A 15391-nucleotide genomic window follows, 5' to 3' on the forward strand; every position below is an offset into this window, starting at 1 on the left:
GGCCCTATGAATCTATGGATGCTTTATTGAAGGTACAGGGGATTAGTCAGGATTTATTAGCGAAGCTACAGGTTTCGATAAAACTTTAGTAGAAATAAAAAAGAGGCCTTGAAAGCCTCTTTTTTGAATTTGGCTCAGGCCAGCTAGCCGTTCACTGCATCTTTCAGTGACTTGCCAGGCTTGAAGCCAACAGACTTGCTTGCAGCAATCTGGATTGTTGCACCAGTTTGAGGGTTTTTACCAGTACGAGCACTTCGCTCTCTGACTGAAAATGTGCCGAAACCGATCAGGCTTACGGTATCATTTTTGTTCATTGCATTGGTGATTTCATCGGTCAGAATATTCAGGACTTCACCGGCTTTTTCTTTGGTTAGGTCCGCTTTTTCAGCAATGGCAGCAGCAAGTTCAGGTTTTTTCATGAATTTTACCTTAATTGAGATTGTTGTCTTAGGTACACGCCAGACAGGGTCTGCAGTCCAGAGGACTTTGTACACCCTAAAGATAGTCCAGATCGCTTTGCTTGCAATGGGTAAAAGTAAAAAAAGCAAAATTTGTTAAAAAATGAAATATCTGTGAACTTGTTTCAAATTGGTAGCCATATTGAGTTTTGATTTACGGAACCCGCGTATAATTTTGGCACGAATTTTAATCTTTGTGCCATCGATCTCACTAAAATTCTATCAAGTCGTAGATAATCCGCGATTGCAGAAAGTATCTGAATGTTTTTAGGAGCCTATTGTGAAGCTGAATAGCAGCCGTACATATATAAAATGGATTGTTCTTTCCGTAGTGTTGTCGTCTTTACTGGGCGGCTGTAAAGCGATTAACCAGTTTTTGGTTAAGCCAATGGTTAAACCTACAGGTGATGCGATAACCCTGTTGGCCGAGGCGCACGTTGTACCTCAGTTGTTGACGACTGATGACTTGGTTGCGGGTTGTACTGGTGCTGAAGCGCTGGGAGCGATGGTTGAATCAATTGGCCGAATCACTGAAGAGCCCTGGGAGCTGGAAGTGCTTCTAAACTTAGGTGCTGGTGGTTGTGAAGAAGCAAGAGCTTTTGAACAAGAGCTTGCGTACTTGCGATACATTCGTGGACAGCAGCCAGATATGGCGCAAGATTCATTGATCGCCCAGAAAAATCACCATGTAAGAGCTGCGAAGCGTTATTACAAAGGCTGGCTGGCCTTGATTCAGTTTAATGGAGGTTTAGAAATTGGTGGTGAGTGTCCTGATCTTGAGCAAGAGTTTGATCAGATTGTTTGGTTGGCGGGATTGATTAATGGTCTTTTGTCCTTGAACCACGATATTCTCTCGGGTGTTGGTACCGGGGTGCCTAAAAACATTGCGGCACAAGCAGAACGTGGTGCGGGTTGTTTGGATAACCGGGCGTGGTTTGGCGTCCCTTTAGCGTTAAAAGCAGCGGTTTGGAGCTTGTTACCTGGTGCATTACCAGAGGGTGAAAATGCTTGGGAGCGATTGGAGCAAGCTGACCAGATTGGTGAAAATGCGCATATCCGTTTGGCGCACGTTTTCCATATTATCGCCGCTTATTCTAAAGGTGACATGGAGCGTGTAAGAACGGTTATTAAGCGACATGCTGAGCACATCACTAATCATAAAGCGAATAAGCAGTATCGTTTATTGGACGTAGCAGCAACAGAAGCGATCACCCGAATTTCAGATAAAATGTGGACAGAAAATATGGGGCACCGAACTCCAGTTGGTCAACTTGGATCTTTCTGGGATGAGAATGCCGCTGATGATATCGAAACTGTTGAACTGGATGACTTGTTTTAAAAAATGAGACTTGTATCACCTTAATATGCTTGAATCAAGGTGATTTGCCCATTTTTGAAAAAAAGAAAGTCAATCTCCAGCTAGTCTGCTACTAAGGAATGCCGGTATAATCTACCGGCATTTTTTTTTTGGCTAATAATAAACCAATTCATTTTTCGGGGAGAAGGGACTACGTGGCTTCCAATACACAAAGCGGCCGCTCAATTTCTGAGTGGCTATCGTCATTACCAGCTTGTATTTTGTTGTTACTGGTTGTTGTTTTTAGTACCAGTAGTGATATCCATAATCAGATATTACAGGTTGGGGAGCATTACTGGCCGGGCTACTATAAGCTTCGAGTTGATCCTGTCGCACCTACCTGTGATCCAAACGTTAATGTTGAAGAGCAGTTGCAAGCACGTTTGGCTCAAACCGAAGATGATGATTTAGGTTTAGATCTATTCGATGCTGCACCTGTCGATCCGGACTTAATTCGTACCTCTATCGAGAATGCACGTCAGGATTGTCAGAATAAATTTACAGCTTACGAAGAAATAAGCGATCGTATTACCCCGAGCGTTGAAGCATTCAGAGCAGTAGAGTTGTTTGTTTCTGACGCGATAGGCGTTGGCTTAGTTTCCCAAAAGTTCATCCTGATAACCTTGATCTTTTTGTGTGCAATGACGGCAACCTTGAAGCGCCACCATATTGCCATGCGCCCGGTCTTGCACCGACTTGATCACTATGTGTCGAGCTCTGCACAGGTTATTGCTAATTGTGTTTTGTTGACTTCGGTTTTTGCCTTCCGGGAGTTGGCTCACTCAGATGGTACCAACCTCCCGTCTGAAGAAGCGATGCTGCATAACTTCTGGGTATATGGCATAGCCTTATTGTTGATCGTCAGTATCTACAATTTGATTAAGGTGCCTGCTCACCTAAAACCTGGCGGTAATATTGGCTATGCTTTGTTATCGGTTCCTCTCTATTCCACGATGGCCATCATTGCGGGTATTTTCTTCTTCTCTCATGGCCACATGCCAGGGATAGGTATCTATCTGAATACACTGATGGACCTGGCGGACATGTTCCTGAACGTTGGTTTGTATGTCTGGATAGGTATGCTCTTGAAACAAACCCGTTTTGCCGGTTTGGTTCTGAACCTGTTTAAGCCTTGGAAAATGCCTCCGGAAATGTTGGCTTTTGTTGTGGTTGTTCTTGCTGCTGTACCGACTGCCTACACAGGTGGCTCTGGTATCTTCGTTATCGCTGCTGGTGCAGTAATCTATCACGAAATTAGAGCAGCTGGCGCACGCCGCAATCTGGCACTCGCAGCCACGGCGATGTCAGGTAGTATGGGTGTTGTATTGCGACCATGTTTGCTTGTTGTTGTTATCGCGTTCATGAACCGTGAAGTAACGACCGACCAACTATTTGGCTGGGGTGTATGGGTCTTTGCGCTAAGTGCCTTTATGTTCTTTATTATGGTTATGTTTGTGAACCGTCAGAGCAAGATTCAATTAGCCTCTGTTGGTGATGCACTGCCAGAGACATTTTCGCAAATTAAGCCTCTCATTCCTTACATCCTTTGTATGGGTGGCGTTATTATGTTCTATAACATGGCCTTAAACGTTCAGTTGGATGAGTTCTCTGCAGCGCGAATCTTACCTGTGATGATGATCGTTATTCTTATTTTTGAACATATCACCAAGAAAGACATGGTGAGTGAAGATGGTAAGTCAACCGAGCCACATAAAGGTATTGAATACTGTGTGCGTACAGCCACCAACCAGACAACGGCTGAAATTGGTGCCCTGCTACTATTGGTAGCTTGTAGTATCTGTTTGGGTGGTATGATCGAACGAACCGGTGTTGTTGAGATGTTCCCAAGTGACTTCTCAAGTATCTGGACAGCAATGGCCCTTATGGTGTGTGCGTTGGTTGTCATGGGTATGATTATGGAAGCCTTTGGTGCGGTAATTCTGGTAAGCCAAACAATCGCTACGGTTGCTTACCAGGCTGGTATTGATCCAATTCACTTCTGGATGATGACTTTGGTTGCCTTTGAGTTGGGTTACTTGAGCCCGCCGGTAGCATTGAATCACTTGTTAACACGCCAAGTGGTGGGTGAAGAAGAAGCGCTTAAAGCTGATGAAGAAGTTAAGGATGGTACCTTCTACCAGCGCAATGAGCGTATTCTGATGCCAATGATGACAATGGGCTCAGTATTGCTCATCGTGGCCTTTGGACCTCTACTGGTTGCCTACTAAGTTGAGTTAGGCAAATAAAAAATCCCCGCAAGTCGGGGATTTTTTTTGTTTATAATTTACTGAAGAGATGAGTACCTACTCAATTGATCGCTTTCGTATTTTTCTTAAGGAGCTAAAAACTTACTATGAGTGTAATAAAAATAGTTTGTCCAAAGTGCTGTGTTAGCAATAAGTTGCCGGAAGAGAGACTTAAAGAAAAGCCAAAATGTGGAAAGTGTAAGTCAGCGTTATTTCTTGGAAAAGCAATGGATATCACTGCGCAGAATGTCGCTGCTGTTGTTGGTCATAATGAGATCCCGGTGATCGTGGATTGCTGGGCCTCGTGGTGTGGGCCTTGTATGCAATTCGCTCCAACGTTTGATGCAGCAGCCAAGAAACTAGAACCGAAGTTACGTTTTGCAAAACTGAATACTGAAGTGCATCAACAAGTAGCTGCCCGTTGGCGAATACAATCTATCCCGAGTTTATTAATCTTCAAAGGCGGGAAAGAAGTTGCCAGGATTTCTGGAGCTTTACCCTTAGCCCAATTAACGAAATGGATAGAAGAAAACATTTAAGAGAATGTTTTCAATTATAGTTTGCTAGTTGCTCTCTACTCCCAGCTTTCGATGACGAGCTTCCCTATTGTTTTTCCTTGCTCTAGTTGGGCATGAGCCTGGCGTAGAGTGTCTGCGCAGATAGGCGATAATATTTGATTCTGTGTGGAGATGAACTCACCTTCGTCAACGAGCCGTGCCACTTCGTTAAGAATATGATGTTGCTCGATCCGGTCTGGTGTCTTGAACATGGCTTTGGTGAACATGAACTCCCAAGCGAAGCTCACTGACTTTGATTTCAGTTTATTCATTTCCAAGGGGGCCGTATTGTCAACAATGCAGCAGATTCTTCCAAGCGGTTTGATTACGTCTATCATAAGATCGAAGTATTGATCGGTGCTATTACAGCAGAGAATATAATCAACGCTAGGAATACCAATATCAGAAAGTTGTTTATCTAAAGCTTTGCTATGATCGATTACATGTTTGGCACCCATTTTCTCGCACCAAGCTTTGCTTTCAGGGCGAGACGCGCTTGCGATAACTTCAAGCCCGGCAAGCTTTGTGGCGATTTGAGTGGCGATCGAACCAACACCGCCTGCACCACCGATAATTAAAATCGTGGGTTTGGCGTGTTCTGCTCTTGAGCCATCAATTGAAATATTTAACCTTTCAAAAAGGGCTTCCCAGGCCGTAATTGCTGTGAGTGGAAGGGCTGCGGCATTAGCTGAATCAAGGGAGCGTGGTGCATAACCTACGATGTTTTCATCGACTAAATGAAACTCACTATTGCAACCTTGCCGTGTAATATCGCCGGCATAGAACACCCTGTCACCAGGGCTAAAAAGGGTGACGCTTTCACCTACGGAAACGACTACACCACAAGCGTCCCAACCAAGTATTTTGGTCTCTTCTAGAGTTTGCGATTTTGGCCCCCGAACCTTTGTATCAACAGGGTTGACGCTAATGGCTTCGATTTTAACTAGTAGGTCGTGCGCGGTGGGGTGAGGCATATTCGCTTCGAAGTCGATTAAGCTTTCAGGGTCTTCAATTGCTAGATATTGGTTTAGGCCAATCGCTTTCATAAGGTTATCACTCTGGGGTTTTGATTAAACAATCATGGCAAAACACTAGGCATCCAGCAAGTTATCAAGCGACATATCATAGCCGGGAGCAAAAACTTCAAGAAAGTAGTGTACTGGTGCAAGGTTCATATCATTAAGGCGTGAACTGATTTCCTGTTCAGCTTGTTCAAACTCGCGGTTTCCTGCACGCAATTCTGCCCGGCATTTAAGAAGAGCGGAAAGTCGGTCAGCGGCTTTGAGCAAAACCAGGTAGTGCTCCGGGAGCGTATCTTCAAGCAGGATACTACTAAAATCTTGATGCAAGGAAGCAGGCAGCAGGGCAAGCAACTCATGCTGTGCTTTCTCTTCGACCCCTTTGTAAGCGGTACGCATCGCCTCGGAGTGATATTTTACCGGTGTAGGCATGTCGCCAGTGATGACTTCTGTCGCATCATGATAAAGCGCAACGACAGCCAAATGGTTTGCATCTATTTTATTATTTAGATCGCAGTCTTTGTTATGAATGATTGCCAAGATATGAGCTATCGTAGCGACTTCCCATGAGTGCACCGCGACATCCTCATGAATTGCATTACGCATTAGACTCCAACGTTTAATCCATTTAAGCCGGCTGACATAGGCGAAGAAGTGGCTAATAGTTTTGTGCATGGCTTTCTCTATGTTTGCGAATGGGTTTAGTTGGGCTTGATTGTAAAAATCGAGGCTACTGTCGGAGCCTGTTCGGCAGACGGGGACTCTTTTGAGGCTTCACTCGTGACAACTTTAGGTTCGAGGGTGAATATCCGTTGCTCTGGAATTCCGCCAATCTCCACCAAGGAACTAGCGATGGCCAGTGCCCTACTCTTCGCAAGCACTGCTAGTTTATCTTCGCCAAGCACCTGCCCACCAGGTTCTAGATCGACACTTCTATCTGCTACGCCCCGTACTTCAATACTTAAATTAGGACGCTTCTTCAAAGCTTCAGCAAGCTTAAGAATCTTCTCACTTTCAAGCGCATCGATTGACGAAGACATAGCAGAAAAATTCACAGATGATATGTCATCAGAACCTTCAACCAAGGAGCCTAGGATAGAGAAAGGGCTGGTTACCACTTTGGTAATCAGGTTTGTGAAAGCTGTTAGCAGTACGCCGCCAAAGCTGAAGCTCGGGTCACTCAAGTCTCCACTAATTGGTAGGTCGATATCTATTTCACCATCGAGGTTTTTCATAATACCTATAGCCAGAGGAAGTGGTAAGACTGTGGCATCGGGGCTATCGACAGACTTTCCAAAGTTAAATTGATCTATAAAGACTTTATTGTCCGCTTTCAGCTTAGAGCCCTTGATGTCGTAAGCCAGGTCAAGATCCAACTTGCCTTTATCGATCAGGTAGCCAGCATACTTAGCCGAATATGGACTGGCGGTACTTAGGTCAATATTGTTGACCTGAATATCTAAGGCAGTATTAGGTTGAGCGCTGAGTGGGTTAGTTGTGCCATTAATGGCAATTTTTCCATAGGTATCGAGGTTTCCAGATAGTGCTACTTTTGAGTGGGCATCAATGTCTGAAGAAATATTAGTGATGTCGCCGGAGAATTGCTCGACATAAGTATTAAAAACCGGTGTTAATGAAGCATCGATATAGTCGAAGCGGCCTTCTTCAATAATAATTCGATTGATGGCAATATTCGCAGGCTGACTTGCTTGGTCTTGTTCTCCTGCTGTTTCGCTTTTGTGCTCTTCTTGCGAATGATCTTCTGTTACAGTGTTTCCTTCTTCTGTCTCACTCGGTTTTGATTTACTTAGTTGAGCCAGGCTCATCTCGCCTTTTTCAGAGATTTTAGCTCTCGCATAGGGCTTGGAAATTTGTACTGTTTCAACTGAAATTGAAGGGGCTTGCTGCTCGCCTGCCAGCTTAAGCTTGACGCCTTTTAGAGCGAAGGTCTTGAAGCCGGCTACCTCTTGTCTTTCAATACTCTCCTTTATATCAAGGTTATTGACTGAAGTATTGCTAGTGATTTCTCCAGACAAGCCTGAGTCTGTCATGCTTAATTGATAGTTTGATGATAGATCCAGTTGACCTTGTTCAAGCAGCACATTGAGTTGCTCACCTATATATGGTTGTGACCAGTGTAATGGCAGGGCTGAAAGTGAAAGATCACCTTCGACATTGAGTGGTAAGGCAGCCAATTGGCCTGAAAGACTTTGCTTGGCCCCTCCGGTATTAAAGGAAGCATTATAGGAAAAGGCTTTATCAAGTTCGTAGGAGACCTTTCCAAGCTCAAGGTATATATTTTCGAGACTTATATCGGCGGGTGTTTCCAGGCTAGCGTCTTGCCAATTGATCAGCCCTTCTTTTAGCTTTATCGATGTCACTGACCACTTGAAAGGTGCTTCCTGAGTCGAGTGACTTGTGTCGTTGCTGGTTTTTGCTATAGGCTCTGAGGCCTCACTTTCGTTGGTATCAGTAGCAAGCTTTTCTTGTTGAAGTGGACGTAGCAAATTTATTTGTGAGGTCTCATCCTTTTTAGCAAATAACACGGGCTTTTCTATTAGCAAGTTGCCCAGCTTAGCTGTACGTTCTTCCAGATTAAAATTGATAGGGCTAAGCGACACTGAATCGAGTGTAAATAAGCTCTCTGTATCTTGAGTCTCAGCCAAGGCAATCTGAGAAAGCGACACCGAGCCAGTTTCGATCAGCAGGTGTGATCTCTGGTCACTAAATTCAGTATCGTAGCTGCCTTCTAGTGAAATTAGTGCGTTATTAAGTGAGTAGGGAGAGAAAGGTTTGACGTAATGCCAGAAGCTTGAAGAGCGAAGATTGCTCAAGGCCAAAGAGCCTTTAGAAGAAAAAGGGGCAATGCCAATTTGTCCCTTCCATGAAAGCTCTTGACCCTGGCCTAGTGAGAGGTTTAGTGAGTAGTTGCCACCATCATTATGGTCTGTCGAGAAGTCCTTTAATGCGAGATTGAGAGGCTCAAGCTTTAGCATAAAGGTTTCATCGCTAGAGCGATCGGTAAAGTTGACCAGTCCATGAGAGATAGAGATCAGGCCGAAAAAGAAGGCTAAAGGCTCTGAGTTATCGACTTCCTCTGGCGCTGCCTCGCTGTCAGCTTTTACAAAGTCACGCTGGAAATTTAACAGACCTTGCTCGTCAAGCTGAGCATTGATACTAGGCCTCGTCAAACTGACTTCATCAAAAGCTATGCGCCCCCCCAATGAACCGAGGGCGCTAAAGTTGACGTAGAATCGATCAAAGCTGACGCTATCTTGCTGGAACTCATCCTTAGCTTGGAAACCGTGAACGGCTAGAGATAGTGCGTAAGGGTTGAAAACAACTGATTCGATTTGCGTATCCCAGGCTGCAATATCCTTAAGGGAGTTGATGGCCTGCTGCTTAACAATATAAGGTACAGCAAACCAGCCGAATACACTGTAGATTAAAAAGAAAAGAATGAGCCAGAACTTCTTGGATTTGAAATTAAGGATGGTCGACACAGTGTAACCCTCTAGAGTGGCTATTTTAGAACAGAACCTTGAACCGCGAAGCTGACATTATAAAACGAGCTGAGCAATAAAGAACTAAAAAGGAACTAAAAAATGACCGAAAACTGCTCACAAGAGAAACGTTGCCCCTGGTGCGGTAATGACCCTTTATATCAGCAATATCATGATGAAATTTGGGGTAAGCCAAGGTGGGGTAGCCAGGATCTATTTGCCAAACTTTGCCTTGATGGCCAACAAGCGGGTTTGAGCTGGATTACGATTTTACGAAAAGAAAAAAGCTATTACGAAGCATATGATAATTTCGATCCTAAGCGTATTGCAGAATATGACCAGACGAAGATAGATGAATTACTGCTTAATTCAGGTGTGATTCGAAATAAGCTTAAGGTGAACTCTATTATTAAAAATGCACGCGAATTTCTCGAGATTGAAAAGAATGAGGGTGACTTTTCAAAGTACCTTTGGTCATTTGTTGGCGCTAAGCCGATAGTTAACAGCTGGCGGACGATGGCAGATGTACCGGCTGTAACGCCAGAGTCCGAAGCAATGTCGAAAGATTTGAAAAAGCGCGGCTTTACCTTTGTCGGTCCGACTATTTGCTATGCCTTTATGCAGGCTGTGGGGATGGTTAATGACCACCTGGTGACATGCCCAGAGTGGTCAAAAGTGAGCTAAAAGCTGAGTGAAGTTTAGCCCTTCTGATTCACCATCCATACTGCGGCTTCAACTCGAGAATTCAAACCTAGTTTTTTCAGGACATGTTTGACGTGAACCTTCACGGTTCCGTCAGAGATATCGAGTTCACGGGCAATAAGCTTGTTGCTCATACCTTTGGCTATGAGTTTCAGGATCTCGTGTTCCCGGCTGGTTAGTTTGGCTAATAAGTTCGATTTCTTATCGTTGCCGCCTCGTATTGCTCCGGCCAGAACATGTGTTAGCTTCTCACTGATCACCATTTTACCAAGCGCGGCTTCTTTTAGCTTTTCCAGTATTTGCTCAGGGTCCATATCTTTAAGCAGGTAGCCGTCGGCACCATAAGTAATAGCGCAAACAACGTCTTCATCACTATCGCTTACGGTTAGCATGATGATACGGGAGGTGATCTCGGCATTTCGCATGGCTCTAAGTGTTTCCAAACCATCCATACCTTGCATATTCAGATCTAACACGATTAGGTCGGGCTCGTGCTCTTTAGCAAGCTCTAGGGCGCTATGCCCATCACTTGCTTCACCAATGACTTCTAGCTCATCTTCGAATTCAATCAGCTGGGTTAGTCCTTTTCTTAATAAAGGGTGGTCATCAACTAATAATATGGTGGCGGGGATCTGGCTCATGAGTGCTTCAACCTTTATGCGGCGCTTAGTTTCTGGTTTAAGAATCTTATCTAGTCGCAACTCTGTCTTAGAACGCGCCATTTGGCAAGAACCCTGGTTCTCAAAATTGACGTGAATCATGTTCGACAGGCTTTACTCGTGGAGGCTTAGAGAGAGTAGGCACCGAAATGTACCTACTTCTGGTCGCATGTGTTGTACCCCTTGTTTTACGCAGCGTAGCGACAATGCAGGTGCTGGCAAGGGTACTACCCAGTAGTAGGTATTGGGGGGTAAGTAAAGGGTGAAGAAATGCCTACTCCCTTGAGTCGATTGTTCTTGTTTATAGGCTTGCGCATGATGAACGTGACTTAGCATTATTTATAACATTGGGAGAAATTCTATGTCGGATATTCAAAAATGGGATCCGGAGGACGAGCAGTTCTGGGAATCCACCGGTAAGAAAATAGCCAACCGAAATTTGTGGATTTCTATCCCGAGTTTGCTTTGCGGCTTCGCGGTTTGGTTGTATTGGGGCATCATCACGGTTCAAATGTTGAACTTGGGCTTCCCCTATGAAAAATCACAACTATTTACTTTAATGGCGATTGCCGGTTTGACGGGTGCAACGCTACGAATACCCAGCACCTTCTTTATCCGTTTGGCGGGTGGCCGAAATACAATCTTCTTTACCACAGCATTACTCATGCTACCTGCAGCCGGTACAGGTATCGCGCTGTCTAACCCTGAAACACCTTTCTGGGTTTTCCAGGCACTAGCGCTTCTATCTGGCTTTGGTGGTGGTAACTTCTCATCTTCAATGTCAAACATCAGTTTCTTCTTTCCTAAGAAGCAGCAGGGCTTGGCGCTAGGTTTGAATGCGGGTCTGGGTAACTTTGGTGTTACTACGATGCAGATTCTGGTTCCATTGGCGATGACTGTTGGCATGTTCGGCGCACTAGGCGGCGAGTCAATGACGCTAGTTAATACTTCAGGTACCTTGATCGGTAAGATTCCTGCAGGTACTGAAGCATGGATTCAAAATGCAGGCTTCGTGTGGTTGCTCTTCCTGATTCCTCTCGCACTTGCTGGCTGGTTCGGTATGAATAACTTGCGTGAAGACCACATTTCGCCAAGTATTCCTGGCCCTGTTGGTTCTTTCGGCTTAATTTCAATGATGTTGCTGGTTGGCTTTGCTTGTGCAATCTTCGGCCTATGGTTGATGCTTCCTGAGAAAGTGGGTGGTTCAGGTTTTGGTGTAAGTAAGTGGATCGTATTACCTATTGTTATCGCAGCGACAGTATTTGCTTTGAAAGCGATTCCAGGTCAGATCGGTGAGAGCTTAACGCGTCAGTACAAAATCTTTGATAACAAGCATACTTGGGCAATGACAGTTATTTATACAATGACTTTTGGTTCATTCATTGGTTTTGCAGCATCTTTCCCGCTAACGATTAAAGTTGTATTTGGTTTCCAGCACGTGATGGTTGATGGTGTGATGACACACAACACGGCTAACCCTAATGGGCCAAGTGCTTTAATGTACGCCTGGATGGGGCCTTTCATCGGTGCTTTGATTCGCCCAGTTGGTGGTTGGATCTCTGATAAAGTAGGTGGTGCTTTAGTTACTCAGATTTGTGCGGTAATTATGGTGGCATGTGCAATTGGTGTGGCTTACTTCATGAAAGCCGCTTACCAGTCAGCAACACCTGAAGAATTCTTCGTACCATTCTTTGTATTGTTCTTAGTCTTGTTTGCTGCAACAGGTATTGGTAACGGTTCTACTTTCCGTACCATCTCTCAGGTATTCAATAAAGAGCAAGCAGGTCCGGTATTGGGTTGGACTGCAGCGGTGGCAGCATACGGTGCATTCATTATGCCTAAAGTATTGGGTGAGCAAATCAAGGCGACGACTCCTGAGTACGCGCTATATGGCTTCGCAACGTTCTACGCCGTATGTATCGTTCTTAACTGGTGGTTCTACCTACGTAAGAGCTGCGAGCACTATAATCCATAACGACAATCCATAAGTTGTAAGTTATGGCTTAAAATAAAAAACCGCGCAACTAGCGCGGTTTTTTATGTTTACTGGTTAATAAATGGCCAATAATTGGCTTGCTAAGCAGGTGTTAATATCAGCATAATATGCATGCTAAAAAACAAATATAACATCAGCCTGGTAATCATACTGTTATGCAAGCTTCTTGCTTTTCGCCGATGAGTGGTGAACTGAAATTATTAGTGATAGAGGACCATCCAGTCTACCTGGAAGGGCTTTCATTTGTGCTTAAGCGTTTGAGCGAAGAGGTTGTGATCGAATGTGCTCATGGCGTGATAGAGGCTCAAAATCACCTTGGACAAAATCAGGGTTATGACCTGATATTGCTCGACTTATGCTTACCTGATGAGGGGGGGCTGTCTATTCTTCGATACCTGTCTGAGCAGAAAATATTCATCCCGGCAATTATTTTGTCAGCTTCCGAGGAACTCAGGGATGTTCAGCGAGCCCTTAAGGCTGGGGCTAGTGGTTTTATTAGTAAAGCCAGCAGCAGTGAAGTGATCCTTAATCAGATAAAAAAAGTCATGGAAGGCGAGAATTGCCTGCCAGACTTTTATCAGTCACAACAAGTTGCTGAATTACCAGAGTTAACACCTCGGCAAAAGGAAGTTTTACAGTTAGTGTGTGAAGGCTTACCAAACAAGAAAATCTGCCAGCGCCTGCATTTGACCGAGCATACGATCAAGAGCCATATGAAGACCTTATTTAGCGAGCTAAACGTACATAACCGCACTGAATGTGCTCGGGTAGCAGTTGATTTGGGCTTGTTAGAATAATTGCTTAGCGGCCATTCATTGTAGCGGCTTAAAAATTAGCCTCAAATAGGCTAATTCTTTGCCTGTAAGTAGTGCTGAATCATTAGCTTTAATTTGGCGGGAGCTAATGGTTTAAAGGCGATTCCGGTAATATTTAGATCCTGTTCAACAAAACTCTGACTGACTTCTTCGCTGACTTCTTGCTGAGTGTCGGCTGTGATTAAAATTGCGGGCGTGGCGGTCGCTGCTCTTTTTCTCATCTCTAGTATCAGTTCAATGCCATTTTGTGGATAAGCAGGAAAGCGATAGTCGCAGATAATAAGGTCGAAAATTTCTGACTCGCTGCAGCTTAACGCATCGTAAGGGTTCTTAACTGCGGCGACGGAGTAGCCCCAATTGGCTAACAGTATTTGGCATGAATCCAGGACACTTTGGTCGTCATCGATTAGGAGAATGCGCTTATCAGGGCTGGGGCGTGGCACTTGTGCTGGTGCATTGTTAATCGGTTTCTCGAGAGAATAGGCTTGCGCCAGCTCTAGCCAAAAGCATGCGCCCTTATGTTTTCCTGCTCTGACGCCGTATTTGACTTCTAATAGCTCACTTAGCTGTTTGACAATCGCAAGCCCTAAGCCCATACCTTGCTTGTCAGATTGATCCGTTTGATGAAACTCGTCGAAGATACTTTCCATTTCTTCTTCAGGAATTCCTTTGCCATTGTCTTCCACTTCCAAGAAGATAGTTTTGCCTTCTTTGTACCAATTGACTTTTACTCCGGTTGCATCGGCATGCTTAAATGCATTTTCGCAAAGGTTTCGAAATATTCTCTCGACTAAGATTGGGTCACTTTTTACAATACAAGGTGAGGGGCCTTCGGTGCGAATCGTCATACCAAGCTCTTCCGCACGAATGTTTTGCTCGGGAATTAGTGAGCCGATCAAACTTGAAAGATCAAAGTTTGTATTCTTTGCTTCAACAATGCCGGCATTTAACCTTGAGATATTGAGTAAAGAGCTAAGTAACTGGCTTAGTTGATTAATGGCGAGCTTAAGTTTTTGTGTTAAGGCTAAAGAATCTCCCTTGGGAAGCTGGTTTTCTAAGGTCTCAATAAGTAAGTTCATAGCGTGTAGAGGCTGTCTCAAGTCATGACTGGCGGTGGCTAACAGCCTCGTACGTGAGGATATTTCTTGCTGGTCTCTAGACTTTGCAAGTTCAACCAGCTTCTTATTGAGAAAGAGGCTACGCCGTGATCGTTCTTGCATGTAGCTGCCAATCGCCCCCATAAAATTGAGTGTAATAATAAACGCAGCATTTGAGCTGATAATATGGCTGGGAGAGTTCAGATTGAGCTCAAGGGTAAAATAGCCCAGCGATACGATCACTCCACCTAATGTGGCCAAAGTATACGGCGAGCCCATTAGGAAATAGCCAAAAACCAAGAGCAGCAACACACCGTCGTAAGGCATTTGCGCATCATTAATTCGTGTAGTGTACATAATAGCAACGATACTTAAGCCAGAGACTATGTAGGCACTCATATACAGACTTGAATACGCGCGTATCGACCAATTCATTCGGGCGGCGATCATTGTTATAGCGATGAGAGGGCAAACTATAAACAGACGAATACAGGTTGTGACGACGTAGACAGACTCGGGGAGCGTGTAGATATCTAGTAAAGCAAATAAGAAAAAAATGAATAATGCGGCAACTCCAATTGCAGGAATTCGTTCTAGTAAGCGTTGGTGTCGATATTCCCTGAACTCACTTTCAAGTGACTGAGAAAACTTTATGAAGGGGAAGCGACGCTTGTTTGCATATTCGAGCTGAAGCTCTTCAACGCTTTTTTCGTAATGGCTTGTCATCGTTATTATTGGTCTTTTAAGCGATTAGAGTGAAGCGTTCTATGTTAGTTGGTGTGCAGAACGATGCCAAGTAAGGTCACCGCTCAAATGGGAGAAATGTGATTTGCGTGTTACGAGCGTATGATAACTTTACTTTCATCACTTTCTCTGAGGTAACTGGGTGAGAAACGAAGCTGGATTTGAGTACCTTGGATACCCTCTTGAGAGCTCTTAACAACTAGCTCACCGTTCAAGTGCCGACTGCGTTCTTGAATGA

Annotated in this window: 12 protein-coding genes; 6 read left to right on the forward strand and 6 right to left on the reverse strand. The window is 44.5% G+C overall.

Annotated features, from left to right (window positions below):
- Window positions 1-143: 143 nt before the first annotated feature.
- Window positions 144-419, reverse strand: coding sequence for an HU family DNA-binding protein (locus A3756_RS13350; RefSeq protein ID WP_068508677.1), 276 nt, complete (start codon window positions 417-419; stop codon window positions 144-146).
- Between the two features lie 319 nt (window positions 420-738).
- Here A3756_RS13350 and A3756_RS13355 point away from each other — a divergent pair, with 319 nt between their 5' ends.
- The 3 genes from A3756_RS13355 to trxC all read left to right on the forward strand — a co-directional run bounded on the left by A3756_RS13355 (window position 739) and on the right by trxC (window position 4600).
- Window positions 739-1797, forward strand: coding sequence for a hypothetical protein (locus A3756_RS13355; RefSeq protein WP_082865257.1), 1059 nt, complete (start codon window positions 739-741; stop codon window positions 1795-1797).
- A 173-nt stretch (window positions 1798-1970) separates the two neighbouring features.
- Window positions 1971-4043: a TRAP transporter large permease subunit gene (locus tag A3756_RS13360; protein WP_068508676.1), complete on the forward strand. Its 2073-nt coding sequence runs from the start codon at window positions 1971-1973 to the stop codon at window positions 4041-4043.
- Between the two features lie 125 nt (window positions 4044-4168).
- On the forward strand, window positions 4169-4600 hold the full coding sequence (gene trxC, locus A3756_RS13365) for a thioredoxin TrxC (protein WP_068508675.1): 432 nt from the start codon (window positions 4169-4171) through the stop codon (window positions 4598-4600).
- Window positions 4601-4635: 35 nt separating this feature from the next.
- Here the strand turns inward: trxC and A3756_RS13370 are convergent, their stop codons facing one another.
- From A3756_RS13370 to A3756_RS13380, 3 genes are read right to left on the reverse strand one after another with little or no spacing between them, the layout of a single operon-like run.
- Window positions 4636-5664, reverse strand: coding sequence for a zinc-binding alcohol dehydrogenase family protein (locus A3756_RS13370; protein ID WP_068508673.1), 1029 nt, complete (start codon window positions 5662-5664; stop codon window positions 4636-4638).
- Between the two features lie 45 nt (window positions 5665-5709).
- Complete coding sequence (gene yfbR / locus A3756_RS13375; protein WP_068508671.1) at window positions 5710-6312, reverse strand: 5'-deoxynucleotidase; 603 nt, start codon at window positions 6310-6312, stop codon at window positions 5710-5712.
- A gap of 26 nt (window positions 6313-6338) precedes the next feature.
- On the reverse strand, window positions 6339-9140 hold the full coding sequence (locus A3756_RS13380; RefSeq protein WP_068553676.1) for a DUF748 domain-containing protein: 2802 nt from the start codon (window positions 9138-9140) through the stop codon (window positions 6339-6341).
- Window positions 9141-9242: 102 nt separating this feature from the next.
- Here A3756_RS13380 and A3756_RS13385 point away from each other — a divergent pair, with 102 nt between their 5' ends.
- Window positions 9243-9824, forward strand: a complete 582-nt coding sequence (locus A3756_RS13385; protein ID WP_068507588.1) for a DNA-3-methyladenine glycosylase I — start codon at window positions 9243-9245, stop codon at window positions 9822-9824.
- Between the two features lie 14 nt (window positions 9825-9838).
- On the opposite strand, the gene narL is transcribed toward A3756_RS13385, so the two are convergent.
- Window positions 9839-10483 carry a two-component system response regulator NarL gene (gene narL / locus A3756_RS13390; RefSeq protein ID WP_068507590.1) on the reverse strand — a complete coding sequence of 215 codons (645 nt, stop codon included), beginning with the start codon at window positions 10481-10483 and terminating at the stop codon, window positions 9839-9841.
- Window positions 10484-10862: 379 nt separating this feature from the next.
- On the opposite strand from narL, the gene A3756_RS13395 reads away from it, so the two are divergent.
- Both A3756_RS13395 and A3756_RS13400 read left to right on the forward strand, forming a co-directional pair.
- Window positions 10863-12476: an MFS transporter gene (locus A3756_RS13395; RefSeq protein ID WP_068508666.1), complete on the forward strand. Its 1614-nt coding sequence runs from the start codon at window positions 10863-10865 to the stop codon at window positions 12474-12476.
- Between the two features lie 176 nt (window positions 12477-12652).
- The gene (locus tag A3756_RS13400; protein WP_068508664.1) at window positions 12653-13294 is read left to right on the forward strand and encodes a response regulator transcription factor; all 642 of its coding nucleotides are present in this window, start codon (window positions 12653-12655) and stop codon (window positions 13292-13294) included.
- Window positions 13295-13344: 50 nt separating this feature from the next.
- Here A3756_RS13400 and A3756_RS13405 read toward each other — a convergent pair whose 3' ends face one another.
- Window positions 13345-15135 carry a hybrid sensor histidine kinase/response regulator gene (locus A3756_RS13405; RefSeq protein WP_068508663.1) on the reverse strand — a complete coding sequence of 597 codons (1791 nt, stop codon included), beginning with the start codon at window positions 15133-15135 and terminating at the stop codon, window positions 13345-13347.
- Between the last annotated feature and the right edge of the window lie 256 nt (window positions 15136-15391).

The organism is Oleiphilus sp. HI0086, assembly GCF_001635225.1.